Source organism: Alteromonas sp. Cnat2-8 (genome assembly GCF_022348355.1).
GTDB lineage: Bacteria > Pseudomonadota > Gammaproteobacteria > Enterobacterales > Alteromonadaceae > Alteromonas > Alteromonas macleodii.
Genome location: NZ_JAKREX010000004.1, coordinates 220502 through 243782, shown reverse-complemented (window position 1 = coordinate 243782; position 23281 = coordinate 220502). Strand labels below are relative to the sequence as shown.

Genomic DNA, 23281 nt, shown 5'->3' with positions numbered 1-23281 from the left:
AGTGGCGCCTTAGAGCGCGTTCTCACCCGTCATAATATTATTGACCGTGATTTTTACGATTTCCTCTAAGGCTTCGAGCGTGAAGAACCCTTGGTGGCCCGTTATTAAAACGTTCGGAAACGTAGTTAAGCGCTGAAAAATATCATCCTGAATTATGTCTTGCGAATGATCGTTAAAAAACAGTTCGGATTCTCTTTCGTAGACATCTAGCCCTAAATATCCAATTTTTTTCGACTTAAGCCCTTTAATGATGGCATTGTCATCGACAAGCCCGCCTCTTGACGTATTAATTAGCATGACGCCTTGAGGCATTTTATCAATACTCTTAGCATTGATTATATGATGACTCTGTTCGTTGAGCGGGCAGTGCAGGGTAACAATAACGCTTTTTTCAAGTAGTTCATTGAGCGTTACATAATGGGCTCCCATTGTGGTTACATCATTGTTTGGATGCGGATCGAAGCAAAGCACATGGCATCCAAATCCCAATAGTATGCGTATAACCGCTTGTCCAATCTTTCCTGTGCCAATTACCCCTACGGTTTTACCGTGAAGCGTAAAGCCCATCAATCCTCCAAGGTTGAAGTTGCCTTCGCGTACTCGGTTGTATGCTTTATGTGTTTTTCGGTTCAACGTAAGGATTAGCGCAATTGTATGTTCAGCTACGGTTTCAGGGCTATAAGGGGGTACGCGGCTTACAGTGATACCTGCCTTTGCTGCTGCATCCACATCAACATTGTTGAAGCCAGCGCAGCGAAGCGCAATATGTTTAACGCCACAGAGTTTTAGAGCTTCAATGGTTTTCCTATTAATGTCGTCATTTACAAACACAACAACATCGCTGAATCCACTGCAACTCGCTGCGGTTGAAGCGTTCAGTGGGTGTTCAAAAAATGTGGCATTGATGGTTTTGTCACTAGCACCGTTTAATGTTTCCAGCAATTCAGAAAACAGAGCGTGTTCATAAGAGCGAGTACTAAAAAAAGCGATGTTTTTGCGTCGTTGGTCGCTGAGGTTATCGTGCGCTTTTTTACGTGCAGAGGTATTCATTTTAGTACCCAGTTAAGTCACTTAGACGGCAAAAAATTACCACATTCACATTTAAACTACATAGATGTAGATCAATAAATCTAGCGGGATGTATTGAGCACTAACGCATTAGGTATATTTCAAAACGCTCGTTCACTGCCGCCATGCCGGCGGCTATCTAAACTGCAAAGCGTACTAATTCGCTGATAAAAGCTTAGCGATGTCTTTCTCAATGGCTTCTGGTTTTACAGTAGGCGCATAACGTTTTAGCACCTTGCCTTGAGCATTAACTAAGAACTTAGTGAAGTTCCATTTTATACGTTTTGTGCCAAGAAGACCGGGGGCTTCGCTTTTCAATTCCTCAAAGAGCGGATTGGCATCTGGACCATTTACATTTGTTTTCTTAAATAATGGGAATGAAACGCCAAAATTAAGGCTACAAAATTGCGCAATATCTTCGTCGCTACCTGGCTCTTGATGTCCGAACTGATCGCAGGGAAATCCTAAAATTTCAAAGCCCTTATCGTTGTATTTTTTATAGAGCGACTCTAGTCCTTCATATTGAGGAGTAAAGCCACATTTGCTTGCCGTATTAACAATAAGTAATACCTTACCCTTGTATTGTTCAAGGGTAGTTTGTTCACCGTTGTTCAACGTAATAGCGTGTTCATAGAGCGCCAAAATTATTTTCCTATATTTTTGTTGTTGTTAAGTCTGTTACTCTTAGGTAATCCAACCATCTTTGTTAAGTATCTAGAGTATATTTTGTATGAGTAATTTGAAAGTGAGTTTTTTGGGCTTGGGTGTAATGGGCTATCCTATGGCAGGGCACTTGAGCAAAGCTGGCTATTCGGTCACTGTTTATAATCGTACCTCTCAAAAGGCGCAGGATTGGCTTTCAACCTATAACACTGGTGACGCTAAAGTCAGTGCTAGCAATACCGTTGCGCATGCGTGTGAAGGCGCTGACATCGTATTTATGTGTGTGGGTAACGACAACGATGTAAGAGATGTGGGCACACAGGCGTTAGCAGTGATGAAGACGGGCAGTGTGCTGGTCGATCATACGACTGCATCAGCAGATATTGCCAGAGAATTATATAAAAGCTGCCAAGATAAGCAAGTTGGCTTCTTGGATGCACCGGTTTCTGGTGGCCAGGCTGGGGCTGAGAACGGGCAGCTGACCATTATGGTGGGCGGCGATGAAGACGTATACAGCACGGTTGAGCCGGTAATGGCACATTATGCACGACACAGTCAGCTACTTGGTAAGAGTGGCAGCGGTCAACTAGCAAAAATGATGAATCAGATTTGTATTGCCGGCATCGTACAAGGCTTGGCCGAAGCATTGCATTTTGGCCAGCGTGCTGGGCTTGATTGTAATGCGGTTGTCGATGTTATTAGCAAAGGCGCAGCTCAGTCGTGGCAGATGGAAAACAGAGCCAGCACTATGCTAAACAACAGCTTTGATTTTGGTTTTGCTGTTGATTGGATGCGTAAAGACTTAAGTATTGCATTGGATGAAGCGCGTAAGAACGGCTCGACTTTGGCGCTTACGGCACTTGTTGATCAATATTATGCAGATGTTCAAAAGCTTGGTGGCGGCCGTTGGGATACATCGAGTTTGCTTACCCGACTAAAATAACGCTAACAGACTAACAAGAATAAAAGGCCCGCTGGTTTACAATAAAATGTACTAAACAGCGAAAAACAGTGGCGTTCTGGAAGCGGTGCGTTGTTATCCACAACGCAGGTTATGGATGTTACTTTAGTCATTTGCTAATTAAACATTACAGCGCCTGTTCTTGAGCAGATAGCGTAAGCTGTTCCAAACGGGCCTTGTTAACGTCATTCAAGGGGAGTGACATTATCTTGTCGAGTAGCTGTCTGACGTTAAATTTTCGGTAAACACCTGTGTCTGACTCAATCATGCACTGAAGAAGGTTTAAGCCAAATGCTGCGGTATCAGGTGAGAGTTGGAAAGCATCATAAAAATGCCTCATTGCCTTGTTGAATAAGCCTTCGATAAAGAGTTGTGTGCCGGCCTCGTTTATAGAAATGGCCTGTTCGTGATTTAAACCTAACCTTTCTCCACCCGAAAAAATCAGCTCGTCATTCATAACCTGTTCTGAAATAGCTTGTAACTCCGCGTTTTTACGCTTAGCCATCAAGAGTAACTCACCAGCTTTGCGTTCATCTCCAAGACCGTGATGTACTTTTGCGGCAATAACGAGGATAGACGGCTCAGTACGAAGGTAGTTGTCGACGTAGTCGCTTTCAAGCAAATGTGCCGCTTTTTCTAAGTCGCCGTCCAGCACAGCCGAGAAAGCCAGAAGGTAGTCTCTTTTTTGTAAAGTCTGCGGGTCGCCCTGACTTCTTCCGGCAATGCCTACTAATTTTCTAGCCTGAGACAAGCTTTCTTTTCTATTGGTTTCAGGCGACTCTTCTGCAAGAAACAAATAGAACTCAGCGAGCTCAAACGTAAAGTCATTGAACCTGTCTTTTGCACTGCGATGCATAGCCCGTTTCTTCTGTAAGAGATCGATGGCTTCTACAACCTTGTCTTGCTTTTGATAGGCAATGGTTTTTAACTTTGCAGCCGGTAGGCTTAATTCACTAAACTTAATTTCATTTAAGTATTTTTCTACTTGATCGTAGGAGTCTTGTTCAAATGATATGGATGCAAGCCATTCAAATGCCTTGTCGCGAGCCAAGCTAGAGTTAACCATTTGGCTCAAATGGCTTTTACAATGTGGCCATTGACCCGAAGCGTACTGGCACTTTACTTTTCCCCATTGTGCCCAAAGGACTTTGTCAGAGCGGGTTAACACATCATCATAAATACTCAACGCTCGTTGCAAATCACCATTCTCGAAAAGAAGACGAGCATAAAGCTTTCTAATTTCAGCAACAAGCCGAGGAGGAATGCCTTCGGTGATCTTAGCTCTAACGACACTAATTGCTCGGTCAAGTTGTTTGTTATCCAGCGCGTGCAATACGTTTTTAACAAAGTCTCGATAACTTAAGTAATGATTAATTTGGCGGGTTAGTGAAGCAATGGTGTATGGCTTAATAAGCAAAACGTCAGGCTGTAAATCCATTATACGGCCAATAATTTGCGGTGAGCGATCAGACGTTAAGAAAATAATGCCTGTGCTAGGTCTTATAAAGCCTGCCTCTCTTAAACTCTGGATCCATTCCACGCCTGTTTTGCCTTGACCTAGGTGATAGTCCATTAACAGGAGTTCAAAGTTTTGCTTTTTAAGTGCCGCTTTCAGTTCTACACCAGATGCAAAGCTACTTACCGATAAGTTAGCAATTGACATTAAATGTCCTCGAAGCGCAGTCCGAGCAGTAGCATTGTCTTCTACTATAGCTATTCTGAATTCCACGGCGACCAAACAAGGTTTACTTACATCAACCTAGCTTATCAGCGGCGAGATAAAAGTGCATTATTAAAAAGGATAACTTTTTTCTGCTTCGTGCTGGAGTCTATAAAGAAACAGTATTTCTCGTCACAAAATATTTACGTTAGCCCTCAATGTTTTTAAATAAAAATTTACCTTTACGTTTACGTAAGGGGTAAGTATTGGTTATTGTAGTTCAAAAGCAAATCAATTGAGGGTATGCCTAATGAATTTTGAATTAACCGATGACCAGTTAGCCTTTGAAGACACCGCCCGTCAATTCGCTCAGCAAGAGCTAGCACCTAACGCCGCTATGTGGGATAGAGAACATCACTTCCCAGTAGAAGCGATAAAGAAAGCGGGTGAATTAGGCTTCTGTGGATTGTATGCGCCTGAGAGTGCAGGTGGGCTGGGTCTATCCAGGCTCGATTCCTCCATAATCTTCGAGCAGCTTTCAATGGGATGTACCACGACTACAGCTATGTTAACCATACATAACATGGCAACGTGGATGATTGCCACTTGGGGCACCAGTGAAGTTAAAGATATGTGGTGTGACCAACTGGTAACCGGTGACAAGCTGGCATCATATTGCCTAACCGAGCCTGGCGCTGGTTCTGATGCAGCGTCGCTAAAAACAAAGGCGACGAAAGCTGACGGTGGGTATGTCCTTAACGGGTCTAAGGTGTTTATCTCTGGTGCTGGCAGTACGGATGTTCTTGTTGTAATGGCGCGTACAGGGGAAGATGGTCCTAAGGGCGTATCTGCATTCGCGGTTCCGGCTAATGCCGACGGGATTGAGTACGGTAAAGCCGAAGAAAAAATGGGGTGGAATGCACAGCCCACTCGTATGATCACGTTCGATAACGTGAAATTAGATGCTAGTTGGTTACTTGGCGAGGAAGGACAAGGCTTTAAAATGGCCATGCAAGGGCTTGATGGCGGCCGAATTAATATTGCAACTTGCTCGGTAGGAACTGCACAGCAGGCGCTAAACGTTGCGCGTGACTACATGAATGAACGTGAGCAGTTTGGTAAACCTATTGCAGGTTTCCAGGCATTACAGTTTAAATTAGCTGATATGGCTACTGAACTTGTTGCAGCGAGACAAATGGTACGTATGGCGGCTTGTAAGCTGGATAATAACGACCCAGACAAAACCACCTATTGCGCTATGGCGAAAAGGTTCGCGACAGATGTTGGCTTCAATGTATGTAACGATGCCCTTCAGCTACACGGCGGGTACGGTTATATCAAAGAATATCCGTTGGAGCGTCACTTCAGAGATGTGCGCGTACATCAAATATTGGAAGGCACCAATGAAATTATGCGCGTTATCATTGGTAGACGTTTGCTGTCAGATGAGAGAAGTGTACTGTAGTACACTTCGCTAACGAACTAATTCAGGCACGATTTAATGGACTGTGGGAAGGAGTGAAAATGACAGATGTGGAATCGGTAGTCATTGTTGATGAAATCAAGACGTCTAGCAACGACTACACAATAGGCCGTTTAACGCTTAACAAGCCAAAGGCATTAAATGCATTGGATTTGGAAATGGCTAGCATCATGCTTGACGCGCTTCAGCGATGGCAGCCTCGCAACGATATCGTAGCTGTTGTGATCGATGCTGCTGGCGAGAAGGCATTTTGCGCCGGTGGTGACATAGTGTCTATGTACAAATCGATGGTGGAAGCTAATGGGCAAATTCCAGCTTTCTTAGAAACATTTTTCGAAACTGAATACACGCTAGATTATACTATTCACAATTACAGTAAGCCTATTGTTGTATGGGGCAGTGGTATTGTTATGGGCGGTGGCATGGGGCTTCTATGCGGTGCAAGCCATCGAATAGTAACCGAAACCTCTCGTCTTGCTATGCCGGAAATTACGATAGGTTTGTACCCGGACGTAGGCGGAAGCTATTTTCTACCTCGCTTACCAGGTAAAGCAGGTCTCTTCCTAGGTTTAACAGGCGGCCAAATGAATGGCTCCGATGCTTGCTTTGTAGGGCTTGCAGACAGTTTGCTGGCGAGTACAGAAAAAGACACTTTGCTTAATACCCTCGTAGAATACACGTGGGAAAAGACCGACAGCGAAAGTTTGGCTTCTAGTGTTTCGCACATTATCGACACAATGAAAACGCCAGAAGAACTTCCTAATGGCAACGTTGAGCCGAATATGGCACTTATTAATGATTTGTGTTCGGCTGACAATGTTACCGACGTAGTTCATGCCATTCTTAACGCAGACATGAGTGAGAATAAGTGGTTACAGAGAGCGCAAAGCACTCTAGCCAAAGGTTCTCCTATCACTATGCATTTGGTGTTCGAGCAATGTAAGAAAGGTGCGAATATGACGTTGGCTGACTGTTTTAGAATGGAAGCTGATATGTCCTGTCGATGTGGAGAAAGTGGTGAGTTCCAAGAGGGGGTAAGAGCGCTTTTGATTGATAAAGACATGTCACCACAGTGGAAATACAAAACAGTAGATGAAGTGCCGCAAAGCGCAATAGCACATTTCTTCACTTCTCCATGGGCTGAAGAGCAACATCCATTGGCAAAGCTGTAGTGTAAAAGTTCTCCAAATAAGTACGAAAGCGCCCAGTATTACTATTAACTCGGCGTGTGATGTTGTTACGCTTATTGCCGTAAAGGTGTCGGGTTTGATATCCTTTACGGCAAATTCTCAGTAAAAAGAACCTGTCATGTGGCACTGCCCACTTTGTAAACTCCCTATCTCATTACATACAACGCCTATTCGCTGCGAAAACAACCATACCTTCGATAAAGCGAAATCAGGTTACGTTAACCTTTTGCCCGTTCAATTTAAAAAATCGAAACTTCCGGGTGACGACAAAGCAATGGTGAGAGCCAGAAGGGAATTCCACCAATTAAATGCCTATAAGCCGTTGAAAGATAAATTAGTGACGCTGGTGAAAAAGGTACTAAATGAAACGGCAGCCAGTGAAGAAGCATCAAAGAATGTCATAAAGGTTTATGACGCGGGTTGTGGTGAGGGGAGTTACTTGGATGCGATGGTACAAGGACTTTCAGCGAGTGGCTTAAAGGTTGAAGGAGCAGGTAGCGATATCGCCAAAATCGCAGTAGAGCTGGCAGCTAAAGCGTACAAACAAGCACAGTTCGTTGTTGCTAGCAGTTTCGATTTACCCCTAAGCGGTAACTCGCAAGACGTGATGATTCAGGTTTTCGCACCTGGGAGTAATGAAGAATATGTGAGGGCTCTTAAAAACAATGGCCTTTTAGTGACGGTCGATCCAGCGCCTGAACACCTGTTTGAGCTTAAACAGCAGGTGTACGACAATCCAAGACAGCATGAAATCGACAACCAAGAACGAGATGGGCTTACACGGGTTTACAATGAGTGTTTTTCCTTTCCTATCCATTTCGAAAGCGAAGAACATGCGCTGGCACTTATCAAAATGACGCCGTTTTACTGGAAACTGCCAAACGGCAAAATCGATGAGATTGTTGAAACGTTGAAAAGCGTAACCGCAGACTTCCATATTCAGCTATGGCAAAAAACACCGCAGTAATATTTAATACCAGTCCGCATAGATCATTACCCACTCAGCGAGAGTTAAAATGTTCGTAATCGCGGCGTGTTACCGCAGGTATAGTGGTTCTACATCGAGGTAACACAACAAAGTGTACGGACATTTTAAACTCGCCCTTCGGGAATGTCTGGCAAGCTTCCTAGCTTCATTCTGGGAATTTGAAAGGAAACAGCCATTCCTGCATTCCCACGCTTCGCTAGGAAACTTGCCAGCGCCTTCTGAGTGGGCAATTATCTTTGCGGATTGGTATAAAGTGGATTACCCATCGAATTCAATGGTGGGTAGACATCCACACCTCTAGCTAGATGGCCTAAAACTATAGTCTTCATTAGTTTGCGACCTTAACACAGTGTGTTGCGAGAACCCGTTTGGGCCGGTGTTTCGTTAAGTGCTGGTTTTCTAGATTATTTGTGCAAAACAATTAGATGGGTGGTTATGCGTAACTCATATTGGGTGGTTGTACATAACACCGAAGCGCTTAACGGCAGACTTTCCTTAGTCTGCCGCCAGAATTTTAATTCTGTGTTGAGAATCGTGATAGGTGTTTAATAGCCTGACTTAATAAATCGACATTTAGCGCTTCTTTGCTGCGCTTGCCGGTCGCCATGTCGCTTATTTCATAGCTGCCGTTACTAAGTACGTCAGTACGTTTATTGTCATGGAACACAACAATGCGTTCACCAGAGGTGCTAACTAGCCATGGTCTTGAAGGAGAAAGTAAGCTTTGGCCAGTAGAATAAAACGTAGCAGGGGCGTTACATCCCAATGCTCCTAAAATGGTAGGCGCTAAATCTTCCGTGCTGGCTAAGCTAGCATTCAGTTTAAGGGTACTGTACAGCGTGCCTTTGCCACTTTCGCTACCAAAGCCAGTTGCAACAATCACATCGTGTTTACGCGCTAACGTGTTTTTCACATAGCTTTCGATATCAGCACTCTTCAAAAACGCAATATGCAAACCATCATGATTGTTGCTCAGTGGTTGCAAATATCCCGCTAATTGAGGCAACGGCAACGCTTCATCGCTGTGGATAGAGACCGGCATGCCAGACCCCAATGGAAGTGCTAATAACACCGGACGCTTTTGAGATAAAGCGTCTTGGTATATTTCGGGAACACCAAATAGCGTAGTAGTCATTAAGCCTTCTATGCTGCTGGCCGTCGAATAGTAATTGGCTACTTTGTTTAAGGTGTTGCGCTTGATGTTACTTAAGTCCACCGCCTGTTCGTTATCAGTCTGGACAACCACGGTTAAGTTTCTATTTGTTTCAATAGAACAATAAACCGGCTCGGCTGGGTAAGTAATATTGTGAATATCAGGGTTGAACTGAAGTTGTTTTCTTTCTTCATAAGCCGCTAAGTCAAGCAAGCCATAACGCGACATCGTCGTTTTAGCAGTCGCAGGATAAGAAAGCGGAAACATGTTGTCCTGCTTGATGATAGGTTGATACAACTTGGCATCAGCCCACACGTGTATAGCGTGACTGGTAACAAAACAGCTGACAAAAAATGTAGTAACAGGGATGCCCACTTTATGGCGAGTGAAGCGTTCAACACGTTTCCAGATTGCATTGGCTAAGACCAGCTGGAAGCCAAGCCAAACGATAAACAGAAGAAATAAAAATGCCCACTGTTGCCAGCTTTCTATCGCCATTGTTGACTGAGCTTCACTGCGCAGTAAATCCGCGGCGTGAAAGCTAATATGGAAGCCTGTGCGATTAAATAGCAACGCATCGAAAGCCAAGAGCGCTAGCCCCACAGCTGCAATAATAGACGCGCTGACCTTTATGACTCTGGGGTTGTTAACCAAATAGCAAAGAGGGAGGATAAAAATAACAAAGCCAAAAAAGGTCATAAAACCAATATGACCGAACCAGTTGGCTAGAAGATACAAGGTGCCGACACCTGTGCCAGGCATAGGTGATGAGAAAACAAAAATCGAGGCAATAACTATGGCGATGATAATGTTCGCCAAGGCAAACCAATGCCCCCAATTTACCAGTTTAGTAACACGCTGGCGACGAGGTGATTCGGCAAGTATCATGCAATCCCTTAGCTATTTTTAACGCTTTTCTTGAGTACGTCGGCAAACTGCGTTGCCATGGCTTCGCGATTTTCAGGGGCTACCTGAGTATTTAAAATGTGCGTAATGACATTTCCTAACACCATAAGTGAAAGATCGCGGTTTGCACCGCCTTCTTCAAGGGTTAGAATAACGTTATTCATTAGCGTTTCGAATTCGTCGTTGCTATAGCGGCTCTGTTGGGGCATTGCTACGCCTCTTTTTTATGATTTCTTTGATAAAAAGAATGGTTTTACACGTAAAATGATTATAATCGTTGTTTGAGTGAGTACAATCATTCATTCTAAAATCCCGCAATTCTTTGGATATTTCTGACACTTTTTAAGCAACAGGACACCCGATACTCTATGAGTGCACTGATTCATCACTTTGTTGTACATCGTTTGATTGTAAACAAAGAAGAGAAAATTGAAGCAATTCCACGTGACAACTGCTTAGCTGTTACTCCGGAAATCGAGCTTCTTGCCCATCAAATAAACCACAGTTTCAATGCTAAACCTGGAAAAGGGGTTGGCCACTTCGTGACGGAAGTTACCCGTGAAGCAAAAGTGGAAAACGAAGAAGGCGAAGCGACTACGCAAAAAAGCACCGAGAATGTAGCAGAGTTCGCGGAAGGCCTTAAGCAATACATGGATATTCAAAAAGCGGCGGGTGATAACGTTGAAGATGCATTCCATGCTTTTTCGGTATCAGCGACCAATCGCTTAGTTCGCACTTTGGCAGAAACGGGTACGGTTGAGACCGGTTTTCTTATTTTCTGCCAGTATGAGTATTTAGCCACACAGTATTTGATGATTGCATTGTTAAATACCCGCTCGCACGTTGAAGTGACAAACTCTTTAGACCTTTCCGCGCGTGAACACTTGGATTTAGCAAAAATGCAGCTCGCTGTGCGGTTCGATTTAACCCAGTGGGATATTCAGCCAGAACAGCAGCGTTACGTTAGTTTTATTAAAGGTAGAATGGGACGTAAGGTATCAGACTTCTTTATGCAGTTTGTAGGCTGCGAAGAGCTGGTTGATGTTAAACAGCAAAATAAACAATTGATTTCTACAGTTGATGCCTACCTAGCCAGTGAGTCACTAGACCCGCAAGAGCAGCACCAGCATAGAGAAGAAGTTAAATCATACTTTAAAGAAAAGATTGATGCGGGCGAGAGTTTATCAGTAGATGAACTGGCTAACCGACTCCCACAAAATGAAGAAACTAGCAGTAACTTTTCTGCGTTCACACAGTCTATGGAAGTACCGCTTGAAAAAGAAATTCAGCCAGACCCTGCAGCGCTGAAACAACTTGCTAAATTTACCGGTCAGGGCGGTGGTATATCGCTTAGCTTCGAACGCAAATTAATGGGCGATCGGGTATTTTACGACCCAGCTACGGATACGCTAACAATCCGTGGAATTCCACCTAATTTAAAAGATCAGCTTAATCGCCAATCTTCAATGGACTAGTCGCTGCGAAGCAAAAATAAAAAACGTATACTAGTTAGTAGAATATAAACTCGACTCAAGGGTGTTATGCAATTATTTGTAAATGATTTGACAGTGATGGACTTCTCTTACCTTTGCCCAAAACGCGGCATGGTAGGGGAAAGCTGGATTGTCGATGTGATTTTGGACGGTGAGCTCAACGAAGAGAGCATGGTTCAAGACTTTGGTCACGTGAAAAAGAACTTAAAGCGACTAATCGACGAATATGTTGATCACAAGTTGCTTGTACCTGCTGAATACAGCGGTTCAGAGGTTATTCACGACGACGATTCTGAACAGGTAGAAGCGCGCTTTACCTGCATTGATGGGCGTAGCATCATGCTACATTGCCCCGCTGAAGCTTATGCATTTGTTTATTCTGATGAGATAAACATGGAATCTGTTGGCGTTTACTTAAAAGAAGTATTGGCGACTCATCTTCCAGAAAACGTTGAAAACATTACGCTGCATTTACGTGAGGAAGTCATTAATTCTCCGTATTATCACTATACCCACGGGCTTAAAAAGCACGATGGTAATTGTCAGCGCATAGCGCACGGTCACCGTTCGCGAATCGATATTATACTTGACGGCAAAGTGTGTGTTGAAAGTCAGCAGTATTGGGCTGACCGTTGGGCCGACATCTATATAGCCACCCGTGAAGACGAAATAGCGTACAGCGACAGAAAGCTTAAAGGTCAAGTTTCAAATGAAGCGGATTACTACTGTTTTGCTTACGAGTCGTCACAGGGCTATTTTGAACTATTAATTCCTAAGTCAGATTGTGAAGTCATCGAAACCGACTCAACAGTTGAGTGTTTGGCGCAGTATCTGCTTGAAGAGCAGAAGAAACGCACGCCTGACGGCGTTTGCCAAGTTATCGCTTATGAGGGCGTAGGTAAAGGCGCCACAGTAAAGGGTTAACATTCGACCACAGTTCGTTATAGGGAAAGGAAACAACTATGGCATTCACGCTTTCAAGAAACGCATTGCATAGCGCACTATCTCGTGTAATGAGTTGTGTAGTGGCAATTAGCACAGTTGCCTCTATGCCATTTGCTTACGCAGATGTAGAGTTAAACGGCCAAAACGAAGCGTTATCTAGTCAAGAGCAAGTAAACGTTGTGTTGAACGGTAAGTTTACGCAAGGCGCCTTACTGCGCGGGCAAGCTCCCGCTGGGGCCAAAGTAACGCTTAATGGCGAAACTGTTCAAACCAACAAAGACGGAAAATTTGTTGTTGGCTTTGAACGGGAAGCGCCACTGCAGCAAACGTTGGTTGTAAAATTAGATAACGGCCAAAAGTGGCAGCGAGACATTACCCTTGAAAAACGCGAATACAACATTCAGCGAATTGACGGGCTAGAGCAAAAAATGGTTTCTCCGCCAGCAGAAGTGACGGCGCGTATTAAGCAAGACAATATCAACGTAGCTAACGCGCGAAGCGGTAATACTGATTTAGATGCATTATTCACCCGGTTTGAATGGCCTGCTAAAGGCGTGATTTCTGGTGTGTACGGTAGTCAGCGTATTCTAAATGGCGTGCCGAAATGGCCGCATTATGGTTTGGACATCGCCAATGAAACGGGCACGCCTGTGTATGCACCTGTTGATGGTGTGGTAACAATGGCTGATGATCTCTATTATTCGGGTAACACCTTGATTCTCGACCACGGCATGCGCGTGTTTTCAACGTTTCTTCATATGGACACTATAACGGTAGAAGTGGGTGAAACCGTTAAGCAAGGCGAGCAGATTGGAACAATAGGTTCAACAGGGCGCTCTACAGGCCCGCATCTGGATTGGCGTATTAATTTGGGAAACACTCGTTTAGACCCACAGACTATCATTTCGGGGTCTCCCGAAGAGTAACCATTAATTTGATTTAGTTTTAACAGTCATAAAGAAAAAGGCGCTTTCAGGTAAACTCTCAAAGCGCCTTTTTAGTTTTTACGCTACAGGGCGGAGTTATTTCCCCAGCCACTGATTAAGCGTTTCTTCATCAGTGATTTCAAAGTAAGCCATTTCTTTTCTTGCCTGAGTTACCTCAAGAGGCAGGGTTAGAAGCCGCCCGTCTCGAATAAGCGTTAACTCCACCTGCGACGTTTGGGCATTATCTAATAGGCGCTGAAGCTTCTGGGCATTGACGATATGACCGTCTAACCCAATGATGACATCGTTTAAAAGAACACCTGCCTTCATTGCGGCAAGACCCTCAAATACCTGTATTACAGTAAGTCCGAAGGTAGCTGGCTTTAACGTGGCGCCAAGCTGATTTTTAATAGCAGGCAGCGAGGAAGCACCGCCTTTATCTTCACCTGGCACGCGAGCACGAACCGCATAGTTAACGCCCATTTCAGATACTAACGAAGCCAATTCTACATCGTCTGTGCCATACACCACGCGATTTAAGTATTCTGAAACATCAATGCCAAAATGCGTTGTACATAGATTTTGGATCACGTCATCAGGCGTACCTTTTTCATCCACGCCATAGTGTTTCCACAATAACTGCATCAAGGTATCTAAATTCACTTGTTCGTTTGACTGCTTACGAAGGAGTAAATCTAACCCAAGGGCGATAATGCCTCCCTTGGTGTAATAACTTACGATATTGTTAGTAGCGCTCGCATCTTGCTTATAGAATTTTGTCCATGCGTCGAAACTACTTTCAGCTGCACTTTGTTTAAAGCGACCAGCGTTTTGCAAAAGTCGACTGACATTTTGCGCAACAATATCGAGGTATTTCTGTGGTTCAATAACGCCGGCTCTAGCAAGGGTGACGTCATCATAGAAACTGGTAAAGCCTTCATAAATCCACAGCTGATTCGTGTATGTTTCTTGAGATAAGTCTGGTTTCACCATTACGCTAGGTTTAATGCGCTTAACATGCCATGTGTGGAAAAATTCATGGCTGCACAGACTTAAGAACGTAATGTAGCTGTCGGTTTTTTTCTCACTTTCACCAACTTGAGGAAGGTCGAAGCGAGGGTAAAGAAGGGCAGTAGAATACTTATGCTCTAAACCGCCGAACCCATTGTCGGCAAGCAGCGTCATAAACAGGTAGTTATTAATAGGTTGTGGAGCACCAAACAAATTTAGGTGGTGCTTGCAAATTGGCGTTAAGTCATTTGCTATGCGCTCATAATCAATATTGTTGTTACCTGAGAAAAGTAACGTAAACGTAATGCCGTCAACCTCAAAGCTGTGTGTGTCTGCAATGCCCACATAAATGGGATGATCAATGAGCTCATCGTAATTTTTTTCAACGAAGTGCCACCGAGACGGGCTTGTACTTTCACAACGAGAAGGCATTGACGTATAAGCCTTCCAATTCGAGGTTGCAGAATCGCTGTCGTTCAGCTCAATGTCCACCTCACACGGCACATTCTCGAAGCTGGAAACGTTTAGAAACGCACTGGTTCCATTTATAAACGCATATTGGTCGTTCATAAAAGCAGAGCGAATAGATAAGTCGTTGGCATAAACCGAGTAAACGACCGTACATGGTTTTCCATCTGTGTCTACACGCCAAGTTTGTTTATCGAGCTTAGTTACCGAAAGGCTATAAACGCTTCTATCGCCAACATTTTCAGTACTATGACCTTCAGAAGTGTTTGCAGTTAGCTCGATAATGCTTTTTGCAAAATCGCGCACCATGTAGCTTCCCGGGATCCAGCTTGGAAGGCTAAGCTCAATTGATGAGCCAGAATGCTCAGGTATTTGCAGCGCGACAGTAAATTGATGGGCACGCCAATTGGAAATAGTTAACGTATAGCGAAGAGCAGAGGTCATAAACGTCCGAAAAGATAAGCAAAACTATCCCTCAACTATATCAACCTATTGAGTTAATCCCAATAGATTGCCTGCTACTAAGGGGCAATTTTTACGTTTATTGAACATGGTTTTCAATCGTAGTATTGATAAGTTTTTGTTTGATGCGTACATTGAGTTAAATGACATTAAATCCAGCAATAACAAATACAAATGGCTGAAAAAATACAAAGCAATTTACTAAGCGAAGATAATTTGGAATCGTTGCGTACGCTGGTACCCGGCGATACAGTAGATTTACAAATTGCTATGCCTGCAGCGCCAAAGCGTGTGAAGACTGACTACATAGGCATGCTTATTGATGAATGTTTGCTTTTTCATATTCCAACATCGGCGAAGTGGATTACCGTTAGGGATGCTCTGACTGTTGGCAACGATATCGTGGTGCGTTCTGTGCTTGAGGGCGATACTGGCCAGGTTATTGCGTTTAAAGTGAAAGTACTCAAATTGCTTTCAAAGCCATCAGGCTTACTTATTACAACCTTCCCAAAACGTATTGAAAGTATAGGGCTTCGCGCTGTAAAGCGTGCTCAACTTGGCGTTTCAGTAACGTTAGAAGCTGACGTTTATCCCAGTGACGAAAACGTAACGGGGATCATCATAGATTTAAGTGAAAAAGGGTGCAAAGTAGCGTTACAGGTCAAGCCAAATTGGCCGGTAATGCTCGATGAAGCTGAGGTTAAGCTAAACTATTCGTTGGACGGTAAAGAAGTAGCGCTTACTGCAAAAGTTAAAAATCATAAGCTTGATAGTGATGTGGTTTATTATGGGCTCGCCTTTACCTGTGAAGAAAAATTGATAAAAACGCTGTTGTCCCGACACACATTGTTAACGTAGGAAAACAATAGTTGGGTGCTATTTAGATAATAATCAAAATAACAGCCTAAGGGGATCTACATGAGAAGTATTGAGCGACTTTTAATGCAGTACGGTGAAAGCCACCAAAACAAGACCAACGTTATCATCCATGCTATTGCCGTACCCAGCATCTATTTTGTAACGATAGGTTTGCTGTGGAGTTTGCCGGTACCTGAAATGATAGCGCAATTCGATATAACGTGGGCGCATATCATAGCGGTTCCCGTATTGTATTATTATTTTATGTTGTCTGGTCCGATTGGGGCTGCAATGACCCTCTTAACTATACTGTGTTTCGGTGCAGTTAATACCCTAGACCACTTCAGTATCTCAGTATGGTTATTTTCTCTTGTACTGTTTGTCGTTATGTGGATTTTGCAGTTTATTGGCCATCATATCGAGGGCAAAAAGCCTTCGTTTTTTGACGATTTGCGCTTCTTGCTGGTTGGCCCAGCCTGGTGGTGGGTGCACTGGCTGAAAAGAATGAATATCAGTTACTGAGCTTAATCAGCGAAGTGATATAGCCAAAACATGTCTAATTTCAAGATTTTGCCCTGCGACAAGAAGCATAAGGGGCACGACCAAGGCGCTTGGGTCGTGGCAAGGCTTGCGTATAATCTTCATATAAGTTTTTAAATTGGTAATATTGTGAGTCGCTTTCAGCGTGTAATAGAAAGTAATGAACGTTTATTTTGGACATTGCACAGTGCAGGCTGGGCAGGGTTCGCAATAATTTATTACATCGGATCTTTTCTCCATGATGTTCGACCCATTTGGGTTTTCATCATCATGCTAAATGCCTATGCAGGATGGTTGCTAACCATTCCGCTTCGCTACATCTATCGATGGGCAAGAAAGCAATCACCGCTCAACATGATCATCATAGTGATTGTGTCGTGCTACTTAATTGCTTTGCTATGGGCCGTGGTAAAAAACATTAACTACTGGGAAATCTACAAGCACGGATATCGCCCAGACGAATGGTATATGTATTTTACCAACACTATTAACTCGCTAATAATGGTGGGGTGTTGGAGTGGTGTGTACTTTGGCATCAAGAACTTCCAAATGCTTCAAAAAGAGAAGCAGAACGCGCTAAAGGCGAGTACCATGGCGCACCAAGCTCACATAAAGATGTTGCGCTATCAACTCAACCCGCATTTTCTCTTCAATACGCTTAACGCTATCTCAACCCTTATTCTTTTAAAAGAGAACGACACAGCAGAAGCGATGGTGTCGCGTTTGAGTGACTTTCTACGTTATTCATTAGACAACGACCCGATAAAGCGAGTACCACTAGGTCAGGAAATAAAGGCATTACGACTCTATCTAGAGATAGAGAAGGTACGTTTTGACGATCGTCTAGAAGTGCTATGGGACATCGATGAAGGGTGTGAAAGTGCACTTGTGCCGAGCATGATCTTGCAGCCCATTATTGAAAACTCAATAAAGCACGCCATATCTAAGATGGAAAATGGTGGTCGTATAGCGATTACAGCACGTACATTTGGCAATGATTTGTTAATGGATGTTGCCGACAACGGCCCTGGTGCAGATATCAAAGACGGAACACTTAGTCGAGAAAACGGCGTAGGCCTAGCCAATATAAAAGAGCGTTTGCAATCCCTCTATCAGCGTAATTTTGCATTCTCTATAGAACACAATCAGCCTTCAGGCGTGCGAGTTAGAATACGCATTCCCTATGAAGTTAAGGACGTATAACATGACAAAGCAAGTGATTAAAACCATTGTAGTGGACGACGAACCTTTAGCACGCAAGGGCCTTCGTGCCAGGTTAGAGCGTCATGATGATGTGCAGGTGCTTGCAGAGTGTCAGAACGGCCTAGAGGCTGTAAGTAGCATTTCTCAACATCGTCCAGATTTGGTGTTCTTAGATATTCAAATGCCTGGCTTAAACGGCTTTCAGGTTATTCACAAGTTGCGCGAACTGAAACAGCCCATTCCCATGATCGTTTTCGTAACTGCTTATGACAGCTACGCAATAAAAGCGTTTGACGTGCATGCTTTAGATTATCTGTTAAAACCAGCAGACGACGAGCGCTTAGGTGCGGCGTTAAACAAAGTACGTGAATATTACTCAACTCAGCATCAAGATGAGCAGTCACAAAAATTGGTAAGCCTTGTTGCTGAACTTACTGGCGATGATTGCGAAGAGATTTTACGCAAGTTAGCTAATGGTGAGCCGGTTGAAACCAATCCATACCCAGATGTATTGGCTATTAAAGATGGCTCAGAAGTAACGCGCGTAAACGTTCAAGACATTCAATGGATTGATGCTGCAGGTGATTATATGTGCGTTCACGCACTGGATGGCATGCATATAATGCGCAAAACCATGAAAGAACTTGAGCAGGAACTAAACCCACAGTTCTTTGTTCGAGTGCACCGTTCAGCTATTGCTAATATCCGTTTTGTTAAAAAGTTAGTGAGCCATATTAGTGGCGAGTATCATTTAATACTTCAAAATGATACAGAACTTAAAGTGAGTCGCAGTCATCGTGATAAAGTGAAAGCGGCAATGAAGATGTAAAGAAACTTGAGCCTTAAGTACTAAAAGGCGGTGTTTTATTATAAAACACCGCCTTTTTTGTTTTTACAATCTACAAATGTTTCAGGTTAAACAGCGTCTGAACCATCTTACTTAGTCGCAGCTGTATCTTTCGTTCATTAGGGTACGCATAGCGTCAACCCGAGCTTGATTGAGGGGCTTTGTTTCTTCCCAAGTTTTGGGTAGGGGTACGGTAATAGGGCGCTGATTAACTTCACCAACCATTATGTTGGTGACGTCGCTTCCTACTAAGCTTATGGCGAATTCGCCAAGAGTAGTGGCGAGTAGTCGGTCCTGTGCTACCGGCGAGCCGCCACGTTGGACATGCCCCAAGGTTACTGGCCTAACGTCGTTGATATTGTGATACTGCAAAGCTTCGGTTAATCCTGTTAAGCCATTAGGCCAAACGTTTTCAGCAACTACAACAATAAAACTGACGGGCCCTTTCAAGGCACGCTGCGCTTTGATCTGGTTTACGATCTTTTTGATTTCAGTTTCAGCGGATTCAAAAAACTCAGGAACAACCACATAGTCAGCCGCCGCGGAAAGGGCACCATTTAATGCTAAAAAGCCAGCATTGCGACCCATTACTTCTACAAGGAAAATACGTTCGAAGGCATCAGCTGTATCACGAACTTTATCGATAGAACTCATGGCGGTATCTATTGCGGTAAAGTAGCCTATAGTGGCATCAGTACCCGCTATATCGTTATCAATTGTTCCCGGAATACCAAGAATCTGGCCATCCCATAGTTCGCTCAACTTTGCTGCGCCGCGAAAAGATCCGTCACCACCGATTACAATAAGTGTGTCGATCTCGGCCTGTCTCAAGTTATCAGCCGCTTTGATAAGCCCTTCACGATTTTTAAATTCTTTACACCTTGCGCTGTGTAGTATGGTGCCGCCTTGCTGGATAAGATTGTGCGTTGAATCAAGAGATAGAGGAATAAACTCTTGCTGTAGTAATCCGTTGTAGCCGTGCTTGTAGCCAAGCAAGGTGAAGTTAGCTTTCTGACACGCAATAATTGCGGCACGTATACATGCATTCATACCTGGGGCGTCGCCACCAGAGGTTAAAATTGCGACACGTTTTGACACATTAAAGTCCTTCTTTTTACAGGCAATGCCATTAAAGTAGAGTAAAGGCTGTGCAACGTAAAGTTCTCTATTGCGGATATTTATTGCGTAATATCAAAGTAAAATTCAATTTTTCAGTACACAGCAATAAGCGTTTTTGCTTGTCACGCCGTAACTAACGTAAAAAAGGAAATACTATGCGTTCATTGTTGGTTGTTGTCTTTATTATTTTTCTTACTTCATGCAGTTCTAAGCTGGCTTATAACAACCTGGATTGGTGGGTGTATTGGTACATGGACGATTACATCGAGCTTAAAGATGAGCAAGAGGAGAAGTTTGATGCGCATTTACAAAATTGGTTGAGCTGGCACAAGAAGAGTGAACTTACTCGTTATAAAGCGCAATTAGAGGATATAAAAAAGCAGATTCAGAATGACACCCTTAATTCGAGTATTGTATATAACAACCTTGAGCTAGCTAGATCGCATTGGGAGCGCGTACGAGACGAGGTCAGTCCTGAACTAGCGGCTATAGCTAAAACACTCGATGATGAACAAGTTGTCACCCTATTTGCGGCATTAGAAAAAGACAATAAAGAAGAAGAGGAAGAGCGACAAGAGGCGCTGGAAAAGTCTGAAGCAGAGAGACTTAAAGATAGAATTGAGCGAATACAAGAAACAATAAGTGAGCGTATTGGAGATCTAAGTAAAGAGCAAAAACAAATTGTTAGCACCTACGCACAACAATTTATTTCTACAGGTGACGCTTGGATAACGTATCGCAGAAACATTCAAACTGCGGCAAGAAAGCTATTCGTTTCGCGCAAGCAAAACGAAAGGTTTGAGCAAGAATTGGTGTCGCTAATGCAAAATCCGGATAATTATAAAAGCGATGTGTACAAGCAAAGTAGTGCTCATAATATGACTGTGACAGCAACGCTACTGGCCGAGATATTTTCAACTCTTTCAGGGAAACAGCGTCAAACACTGATTGAAAACGTGGATGAGCTAATCGAAACGGTTGATAATTTTATGGATTAATTAGTAATACTCTGGCTCAGTACACATTCAGCTCGGTCGATACAGTACTGGTCTTCTCGTAATACAAGAAGAAAACTCCGACTTATGGTGGTAGCACTCAGTACTAAATAAGGTATTAAGTTATAATTCTTTCCAATCGATTTTAAGAACTTTACCTTCTTCGTTAGCAACGAAAAGGGGAAGTTCGGTCAATTTAGTGTTTTTTTGTTTTAATGTTTTAAGGTTCTCGTAGGAATACTGCCTCTGTATATGCCACTCTACCTTATTCCTTGATTTGTATTCTAAATCAATATTCCACCTACCCAGATAAGAAACCGCGCTTGGTTGAAGCGAGAAAAAGCAGCCATCGCATTCAGGTTTTTTAAAACGTCTTACCCCAATGTTCGAAAAAGCTGGAGTTATCGATTTTAGATAGTATTTGCCAGTTTTAACTTTGACGAGTTTTGGGAGGTGTTTCTCGTTAGCTTGACTACCCTCGAATTGCTGTGTGCTAGGTACTTTTAATCCGCGAATAACAAATATTTCACCACTGTTTAGCTCTTCAAATGTCATTCTGTGAATACCAGCATCGGCTAGTACAAAAGACTCGTTCTGACTTAGCGCCTGTTCATTGGCGCTAACCTCGTCGATTAAAATTGCCACCAGTAAAAAAACTAACAATCTCATAGCTCACCAGTTTTCTAATTCAAAAGCCAATATATTTAGAGAGTTCATCTCTAAGGTTGGTGTATTTTTCTTTGTAAGGCGCCTTAAGTGACATATCGTCAATCAATTTAAAAAGCCGCTTACACTCATTAATGAGTTTCATTTCGGCTTTATCTTCTTTGATTGCAATTTGTAGAAGACATTGCAATAGATTAAGCGCAACCCCTGTATTTACAGGAGCAAAGCCTTGAGCAAGGGCAAACGAAGCTTTAGCACGTTCGTAATCTTGCTGCTGATAGTGTTGAATGCCTTCGCGATTGAACTGTTGATAACTGGCTAAGTTTTTCTGAGCATTGAGGGCTTGCGCATCCAGCATGTTTAAACTGTTTTGGTCGAGCTCATCCTGTCTTGAAGTTAAAAGTGCATTCAACTGTAGCGCATCATCAAACTCACCCAGTTTATACATAACGTTAATACTGTCAGGAATGAACGCGGTAGGAACTTCCGTGTACTTATCGTCAAGAAGTGTTTGTGACGTTGTTAAGTGGCGTTTGGCATCAATCAGTTTGCCGTCTATAGCGCTAATTCTAGCGTTGACGATTGTACCAAATATATCTACGTCAAAATCTCTGTCCATTTTTTGAAGATGTTCATCAAACTTTCCTCGTTGCAGGGTAAGTAATGCTTCTTGCTGATACTTATTGCGCTGGCGCTTGTCGTCTGCAAACTCTGCGACATCTAAAAGGCTTCGGATAATACCGCACCAGTGTAAACTTGTTTTGTGAACGGTTCGTTTTGATAAATCCCAGATCGCTTGGCTTGAACTCGCAGCCAGCACTAAATCGTCATTTTGCCGACCTATCTCACAGGCTTTGAAATGCCTGGGTAGGGAGTAGGGCGACAGTTTTATTGCCTCTTTTATTGCATCTAGTGCTCTGTCGCCAGATGTCGTGGCTTGGTGTGCTTGCGCAAGAATATCGTGAGCGTCTGCATTGAACCGGTTTCGCTTTAGCGTTCTCTTGGCAATTAAAATCGCTTTCTCATACTCCTTTAAAAGCAAGTAAGTTTTTCCAATAGCTATTTGCGCCCACAGTACGGGTTTTCCGTCAATGTAGTCACGTAACACATCTAGCGCTTTATCGGGTTGCTTTATACGCCAATATAGCTCGACTAATAGCTGTTCACAGTGACCTTTATAGTGGGAAGGGGCGTCAAGTAACGCTTCGATATGGTCGATCGCACTGTTTATTTCACCCTGTTCAACGAGACTAAACGCTTGCTGGAGAAACTGTCTTTTTTGCCACGCACGAACAATACGAGACTTCAGCTGAACTTGAGAAAAGGGCTTAATTAAAAAATCATCGGGTCTACGTTCAATACTGCCTAATACTATCGGTCGAGCGCTATCTGCGCTTATCAGAATGAACACCGATGTGGGACTGATAAGCCTTCGAGTGCGCAACTCTTCAATGAGCTCATAGCCATTTTTGTTGTCAGCTCCCAAGTGTAGATCACAAATGACAATATCAAACTTATGCTTTTTACATAGTGATACCGCTTGTTCAGCAGATGACTTCGTAACTACATCAGATGCGCCCATCGAATGCATCAGCCCCTTCAATAAAAGAAGGAAAGGGCGTTGGTCTTCAACAATCAGTACTTGTTTGTTGCTAAATTGCATTTCAAATCCATGA

At 43.3% G+C, this 23281-nt stretch carries 21 protein-coding genes; 12 read left to right on the top strand and 9 right to left on the bottom strand.

The window, feature by feature from the left end:
* Nucleotides 1-9: 9 nt before the first annotated feature.
* Together MHN00_RS11975 and MHN00_RS11970 are read right to left on the bottom strand one after the other, a co-directional pair.
* Complete coding sequence (locus MHN00_RS11975; RefSeq protein WP_239301257.1) at nucleotides 10-1050, bottom strand: 2-hydroxyacid dehydrogenase; 1041 nt, start codon at nucleotides 1048-1050, stop codon at nucleotides 10-12.
* 174 nt (nucleotides 1051-1224) lie between these two features.
* Nucleotides 1225-1710, bottom strand: coding sequence for a glutathione peroxidase (locus tag MHN00_RS11970; protein ID WP_049586234.1), 486 nt, complete (start codon nucleotides 1708-1710; stop codon nucleotides 1225-1227).
* Between the two features lie 88 nt (nucleotides 1711-1798).
* Between MHN00_RS11970 and MHN00_RS11965 the strand changes: the two genes are divergently transcribed.
* On the top strand, nucleotides 1799-2674 hold the full coding sequence (locus MHN00_RS11965) for an NAD(P)-dependent oxidoreductase (RefSeq protein ID WP_239301256.1): 876 nt from the start codon (nucleotides 1799-1801) through the stop codon (nucleotides 2672-2674).
* Between the two features lie 145 nt (nucleotides 2675-2819).
* On the opposite strand, the gene MHN00_RS11960 is transcribed toward MHN00_RS11965, so the two are convergent.
* Entirely contained in the window at nucleotides 2820-4403 is a 1584-nt protein-coding gene (locus MHN00_RS11960) for a response regulator (RefSeq protein ID WP_075176671.1), read from the bottom strand.
* 259 nt (nucleotides 4404-4662) lie between these two features.
* Here MHN00_RS11960 and MHN00_RS11955 point away from each other — a divergent pair, with 259 nt between their 5' ends.
* The 3 genes from MHN00_RS11955 to MHN00_RS11945 all read left to right on the top strand — a co-directional run bounded on the left by MHN00_RS11955 (nucleotide 4663) and on the right by MHN00_RS11945 (nucleotide 7992).
* On the top strand, nucleotides 4663-5817 hold the full coding sequence (locus MHN00_RS11955; RefSeq protein WP_039227752.1) for an acyl-CoA dehydrogenase family protein: 1155 nt from the start codon (nucleotides 4663-4665) through the stop codon (nucleotides 5815-5817).
* A 59-nt stretch (nucleotides 5818-5876) separates the two neighbouring features.
* Nucleotides 5877-7007, top strand: coding sequence for an enoyl-CoA hydratase/isomerase family protein (locus MHN00_RS11950; RefSeq protein WP_239301255.1), 1131 nt, complete (start codon nucleotides 5877-5879; stop codon nucleotides 7005-7007).
* Between the two features lie 136 nt (nucleotides 7008-7143).
* A complete protein-coding gene (locus tag MHN00_RS11945; protein ID WP_239301254.1) occupies nucleotides 7144-7992 on the top strand; it encodes a putative RNA methyltransferase in 849 nt (282 codons plus the stop codon).
* A gap of 535 nt (nucleotides 7993-8527) precedes the next feature.
* Here MHN00_RS11945 and MHN00_RS11940 read toward each other — a convergent pair.
* Nucleotides 8528-10054 (bottom strand): DUF3413 domain-containing protein, encoded by a 1527-nt coding sequence (locus tag MHN00_RS11940; protein ID WP_101564605.1) that lies wholly within the window; start codon nucleotides 10052-10054, stop codon nucleotides 8528-8530.
* 8 nt (nucleotides 10055-10062) lie between these two features.
* Nucleotides 10063-10281, bottom strand: coding sequence for a DUF1414 domain-containing protein (locus MHN00_RS11935; RefSeq protein ID WP_014949499.1), 219 nt, complete (start codon nucleotides 10279-10281; stop codon nucleotides 10063-10065).
* A 159-nt stretch (nucleotides 10282-10440) separates the two neighbouring features.
* Between MHN00_RS11935 and yejK the strand changes: the two genes are divergently transcribed.
* The 3 genes from yejK (at nucleotide 10441) to MHN00_RS11920 (ending at nucleotide 13436) form a co-directional block, all read left to right on the top strand.
* The gene (gene yejK, locus MHN00_RS11930; RefSeq protein ID WP_014979307.1) at nucleotides 10441-11547 is read left to right on the top strand and encodes a nucleoid-associated protein YejK; all 1107 of its coding nucleotides are present in this window, start codon (nucleotides 10441-10443) and stop codon (nucleotides 11545-11547) included.
* A 66-nt stretch (nucleotides 11548-11613) separates the two neighbouring features.
* The gene (locus tag MHN00_RS11925) at nucleotides 11614-12489 is read left to right on the top strand and encodes a 6-carboxytetrahydropterin synthase (RefSeq protein WP_014949501.1); all 876 of its coding nucleotides are present in this window, start codon (nucleotides 11614-11616) and stop codon (nucleotides 12487-12489) included.
* A 38-nt stretch (nucleotides 12490-12527) separates the two neighbouring features.
* Nucleotides 12528-13436: a M23 family metallopeptidase gene (locus tag MHN00_RS11920; protein WP_239301252.1), complete on the top strand. Its 909-nt coding sequence runs from the start codon at nucleotides 12528-12530 to the stop codon at nucleotides 13434-13436.
* Nucleotides 13437-13532: 96 nt separating this feature from the next.
* Here MHN00_RS11920 and MHN00_RS11915 read toward each other — a convergent pair whose 3' ends face one another.
* A complete protein-coding gene (locus tag MHN00_RS11915) occupies nucleotides 13533-15359 on the bottom strand; it encodes a PDZ domain-containing protein (RefSeq protein ID WP_239301250.1) in 1827 nt (608 codons plus the stop codon).
* 192 nt (nucleotides 15360-15551) lie between these two features.
* On the opposite strand from MHN00_RS11915, the gene MHN00_RS11910 reads away from it, so the two are divergent.
* The 4 genes from MHN00_RS11910 (at nucleotide 15552) to MHN00_RS11895 (ending at nucleotide 18807) form a co-directional block, all read left to right on the top strand.
* Complete coding sequence (locus MHN00_RS11910; protein WP_014949504.1) at nucleotides 15552-16235, top strand: PilZ domain-containing protein; 684 nt, start codon at nucleotides 15552-15554, stop codon at nucleotides 16233-16235.
* A gap of 60 nt (nucleotides 16236-16295) precedes the next feature.
* Nucleotides 16296-16757 carry an Mpo1-like protein gene (locus MHN00_RS11905; RefSeq protein WP_014949505.1) on the top strand — a complete coding sequence of 154 codons (462 nt, stop codon included), beginning with the start codon at nucleotides 16296-16298 and terminating at the stop codon, nucleotides 16755-16757.
* A gap of 147 nt (nucleotides 16758-16904) precedes the next feature.
* A complete protein-coding gene (locus MHN00_RS11900; protein WP_239257526.1) occupies nucleotides 16905-17978 on the top strand; it encodes a histidine kinase in 1074 nt (357 codons plus the stop codon).
* 1 nt (nucleotide 17979) lies between these two features.
* Nucleotides 17980-18807, top strand: a complete 828-nt coding sequence (locus MHN00_RS11895) for a LytTR family DNA-binding domain-containing protein (RefSeq protein WP_014949507.1) — start codon at nucleotides 17980-17982, stop codon at nucleotides 18805-18807.
* A 111-nt stretch (nucleotides 18808-18918) separates the two neighbouring features.
* On the opposite strand, the gene MHN00_RS11890 is transcribed toward MHN00_RS11895, so the two are convergent.
* Nucleotides 18919-19923 (bottom strand): ATP-dependent 6-phosphofructokinase, encoded by a 1005-nt coding sequence (locus MHN00_RS11890; RefSeq protein WP_014949508.1) that lies wholly within the window; start codon nucleotides 19921-19923, stop codon nucleotides 18919-18921.
* Nucleotides 19924-20099: 176 nt separating this feature from the next.
* Between MHN00_RS11890 and MHN00_RS11885 the strand changes: the two genes are divergently transcribed.
* Nucleotides 20100-20942 (top strand): DUF6279 family lipoprotein, encoded by an 843-nt coding sequence (locus MHN00_RS11885; protein ID WP_239301249.1) that lies wholly within the window; start codon nucleotides 20100-20102, stop codon nucleotides 20940-20942.
* A 120-nt stretch (nucleotides 20943-21062) separates the two neighbouring features.
* On the opposite strand, the gene MHN00_RS11880 is transcribed toward MHN00_RS11885, so the two are convergent.
* Nucleotides 21063-21608: a hypothetical protein gene (locus MHN00_RS11880; RefSeq protein WP_039227739.1), complete on the bottom strand. Its 546-nt coding sequence runs from the start codon at nucleotides 21606-21608 to the stop codon at nucleotides 21063-21065.
* A gap of 19 nt (nucleotides 21609-21627) precedes the next feature.
* Entirely contained in the window at nucleotides 21628-23268 is a 1641-nt protein-coding gene (locus MHN00_RS11875; protein WP_014949511.1) for a response regulator, read from the bottom strand.
* Nucleotides 23269-23281: the final 13 nt, after the last annotated feature.

Excerpts from the sequence above, each read along its gene's own strand:
- MHN00_RS11975 (WP_239301257.1), bottom strand. The coding sequence starts at position 1,050 with ATGAATACCTCTGCACGTAAAAAAGCGCACGATAACCTCAGCGACCAA.
- MHN00_RS11965 (WP_239301256.1), top strand. The coding sequence starts at position 1,799 with ATGAGTAATTTGAAAGTGAGTTTTTTGGGCTTGGGTGTAATGGGCTAT.
- MHN00_RS11955 (WP_039227752.1), top strand. The coding sequence starts at position 4,663 with ATGAATTTTGAATTAACCGATGACCAGTTAGCCTTTGAAGACACCGCC.
- MHN00_RS11950 (WP_239301255.1), top strand. The coding sequence starts at position 5,877 with ATGACAGATGTGGAATCGGTAGTCATTGTTGATGAAATCAAGACGTCT.
- MHN00_RS11945 (WP_239301254.1), top strand. The coding sequence starts at position 7,144 with ATGTGGCACTGCCCACTTTGTAAACTCCCTATCTCATTACATACAACG.
- MHN00_RS11940 (WP_101564605.1), bottom strand. The coding sequence starts at position 10,054 with ATGATACTTGCCGAATCACCTCGTCGCCAGCGTGTTACTAAACTGGTA.
- MHN00_RS11935 (WP_014949499.1), bottom strand. The coding sequence starts at position 10,281 with ATGCCCCAACAGAGCCGCTATAGCAACGACGAATTCGAAACGCTAATG.
- yejK (WP_014979307.1), top strand. The coding sequence starts at position 10,441 with ATGAGTGCACTGATTCATCACTTTGTTGTACATCGTTTGATTGTAAAC.
- MHN00_RS11925 (WP_014949501.1), top strand. The coding sequence starts at position 11,614 with ATGCAATTATTTGTAAATGATTTGACAGTGATGGACTTCTCTTACCTT.
- MHN00_RS11920 (WP_239301252.1), top strand. The coding sequence starts at position 12,528 with ATGGCATTCACGCTTTCAAGAAACGCATTGCATAGCGCACTATCTCGT.
- MHN00_RS11915 (WP_239301250.1), bottom strand. The coding sequence starts at position 15,359 with ATGACCTCTGCTCTTCGCTATACGTTAACTATTTCCAATTGGCGTGCC.
- MHN00_RS11910 (WP_014949504.1), top strand. The coding sequence starts at position 15,552 with ATGGCTGAAAAAATACAAAGCAATTTACTAAGCGAAGATAATTTGGAA.
- MHN00_RS11905 (WP_014949505.1), top strand. The coding sequence starts at position 16,296 with ATGAGAAGTATTGAGCGACTTTTAATGCAGTACGGTGAAAGCCACCAA.
- MHN00_RS11895 (WP_014949507.1), top strand. The coding sequence starts at position 17,980 with ATGACAAAGCAAGTGATTAAAACCATTGTAGTGGACGACGAACCTTTA.
- MHN00_RS11885 (WP_239301249.1), top strand. The coding sequence starts at position 20,100 with ATGCGTTCATTGTTGGTTGTTGTCTTTATTATTTTTCTTACTTCATGC.
- MHN00_RS11880 (WP_039227739.1), bottom strand. The coding sequence starts at position 21,608 with ATGAGATTGTTAGTTTTTTTACTGGTGGCAATTTTAATCGACGAGGTT.
- MHN00_RS11875 (WP_014949511.1), bottom strand. The coding sequence starts at position 23,268 with ATGCAATTTAGCAACAAACAAGTACTGATTGTTGAAGACCAACGCCCT.